General features: G+C 32.0%; 2 protein-coding genes. One reads left to right on the forward strand and one right to left on the reverse strand.

Features of this window, described 5'->3' with window-relative positions:
* Positions 1-249 precede the first annotated feature (249 nt).
* The gene (locus GCQ56_RS20080) at positions 250-879 is read right to left on the reverse strand and encodes a hypothetical protein (protein WP_152736329.1); all 630 of its coding nucleotides are present in this window, start codon (positions 877-879) and stop codon (positions 250-252) included.
* Positions 880-1,944: 1,065 nt separating this feature from the next.
* On the opposite strand from GCQ56_RS20080, the gene GCQ56_RS20085 reads away from it, so the two are divergent.
* On the forward strand, positions 1,945-2,502 hold the full coding sequence (locus GCQ56_RS20085; RefSeq protein ID WP_152736330.1) for a hypothetical protein: 558 nt from the start codon (positions 1,945-1,947) through the stop codon (positions 2,500-2,502).
* Positions 2,503-2,761 lie beyond the last annotated feature (259 nt).

The following is a 2,761-nucleotide window of genomic DNA, read 5'->3' on the forward strand; positions in this document are numbered from 1 at the left end:
CCTAACGTTCCTCAAACACGCCAGTTTTTTTAACGCTTCATTCTTTCGATTTTCTTTACGGGATTTTTGTCTGATGCGGGTCAGTGGTTTCGTTTGAATAGTTGAGAAAGTTGATTACGGTTTTCTCCCTTTTTAGGGGAGATGTCGACAGACAGAGGGGTGTTTTATAATGATCAATGTATAATTAAAAAAGGAAGCCCCAAATGGAACTTCCCTTTTTTAATGGTAATGTGGGTTTAGTATGTCAACCTATATCGACTCAAGAATAATTTTAACCTTTTTCGATTGTTGTCCAACTATCTTTCCTTTTTTAAGAAAATAGGCGGAGTATTCTCGAACTTCCGGTTGGTTAGGGGTGATTCTTGGGCTATTATCTTTGTAAGAGTTTTGGGTAATGGTTTCATGGTTTGTTGATTCTCCTTTGTTAATTATACAGGTAAGACGAATGCCATCATACGGTGTTTTTTTGTATTTTATTTCGGGCAAACCTGCTACCAACTCAACATTTAACTTCGGGAAATCATTATCCATTTCAATAATTCGTCTGGTATTGTTCATACCTAAATCTTCGAGAATGGATTCTGTGCAATTTGGACTTAGTTCGGCATCTTTTTTAGTGGCTCTAATTTCTTGGTTTAGAGGTTTGAGTAGTTCCTGACATTTTTTAGTTGCCGCCCGTGTTTTGGCTTTTAATGCATTTTTCTCATTGCAAGCATCAATATAAGCCAGTATGTTGGCTTTTAAACTGTTTATCTTGGTTTCGTCTAAACCAAGGGGGGCTATATAGTTATCAATTTTCGAAATAAAATTGTGATCATTCTTAATGTGATCTTCTTGTTTTTTTGAAATAAAATCGACGAATTCGCTAGTTTGTGCCATTGGATGATGTTTTTAATTTTACATTGAAATAAATAAAGTAATAGAGAAGATGTTTATCTTCCTGTTATATAGTCGTTCCGTATAATTAAATTTATACATAAAAATAATGCGATTCCAAATTAATTTTGAAAAATATTTTCATTATACTTCAAACTATCAGTAAAATAAGGCAATAGAAGCGTTCAATTATTTTAAAAATAATTGAAATATCCTTGTAATTTAACAGTGTAAAAAGTTGCTTGAGATTTCCTCAATTGCTTATGTTATTATTTTATGAGTTTTATGTGGCTTATTTACCAAGTAGAGCTGTTTCTCAAATTACTGTAAAGTCTTTAAAAATGTGACTTTCGTATTTTACAATCATTTTTTTTGTGATGTTGGACTAAAATTGACAGGTGAGTATATGGTTTAATAGAGTGATGGCTTGTAAATGGTTGAATCTCTTTATTTATGGGTTGTTTGGACGATAATGAAAGATTACCAATTGATTCATTCTAATTTAGCTTTTTTTTAGAATTGGCGACTTCTGGAAGAAATAGTAGTGCTGCTATTGTCTTGAGCGTATTTCCCTCGACAAAATATTGGCGCTGCTATTTCCTTCTTTCCTTCAGGAGCTCTGCTGAAAGGTTCAGGAGTACCAATATTTTCCTAAGTAAGTTTACTGGAGCATTTAGAGCTACTGCTATAGTTTTGAGCGTATTTCCCTCGACAAAATATTGGCACTGCTATTTCCTTTAGGAGCTCTGTTGAAAGGTTCAGGAGTACCAATATTTTCCTGAGTAAGGCTACTGTAGCATTTAGAAGTACTGCTGTAGCAAATAGTAGCTCTACTATATCATTAGACGAATTGTGCTCAGCGATTGAAATAGGGAAGTACAGCTTGTTTCTATGCTTTTGAAAGTAAAAGATGGTTTTGTCTTTAATTTTGTTAATCTATAATTGCATGTAAAATAATCCATATAAAACTTTGCAGGGGAAGTATTGTTTCGTATTTTCATTCGTGAAAATATTTATAGTGCAACTTATACACCCCATATGGTGTTATAGGCAATTAATTTCAACGCGATGAATTTTAAACTTTTAGTCATATGTTTCTTATTAATTCTTGCTTCAATTAGAATGTATTCTCAAACGGTTGAAAATAAAATTAGCGACATTGATAGTTTAATAAGTTACATTCAAGCTAATGAAGACAATCGTTCTATTTATGAAACAATATTTACTGACGGTCTAATAACTAAAAAGAAATTTAGGTTGTTTAAACAACGAAAAGGTTCAGGTGGTTTTGCTGAGCAGTATACAATTAAGGATTCCATTTTAGTTAAATTATGGACAGGAAAGAGAATCTTTTTAAATCGCCAGCAGACTATTAGTTATAATACAATGGAATATTATATTTTCGAGAATGAGAATTTGTGCTATTATAAAGAAGAAAAATTCCATGAAGAAAAGGATGGAGTAAATTCGCTCCTATATGAAATCTCTTACTACCTTGACAATGAGAAAATATTGAAGTTTAACTTGAAAGGCTCATTTGAAAATAAATCTTCAGAATATTTGACCCAAATTTTAAAAAGTGCAGATAAAAAAATAAAATATAAAAACAGACTGATTGAGTGGTAGTTAAAATTAATAACCTATAACAAAAGTTAAAATTAAAGGGCGGTGACGCTCAACTTGATAAAATAACTAAAACAATAAACCCAGAGCGGTTTTGATAAGGCGGTGGTTGTAAATCGCCCACAAATTTTAGCAAAACCGTCAGACTGTCTAAAAACCTTGATAAGTTGTTGATAAGTAAGCATGCTTGTATTTGATAGATTTTCAGCACTTTGTTATCTTATAGTATGAGATTTATACAAGGACAAGACAGAACACAAAC

The organism is Marinifilum sp. N1E240, from assembly GCF_009295825.1.
GTDB classification, from domain to species: domain Bacteria; phylum Bacteroidota; class Bacteroidia; order Bacteroidales; family Marinifilaceae; genus Marinifilum_A; species Marinifilum_A sediminis.

Bases quoted from the DNA above. Each gene is read 5' to 3' on its own strand.
- GCQ56_RS20080 (WP_152736329.1), bottom strand. From the start codon at position 879: ATGGCACAAACTAGCGAATTCGTCGATTTTATTTCAAAAAAACAAGAA.
- GCQ56_RS20085 (WP_152736330.1), top strand. From the start codon at position 1,945: ATGAATTTTAAACTTTTAGTCATATGTTTCTTATTAATTCTTGCTTCA.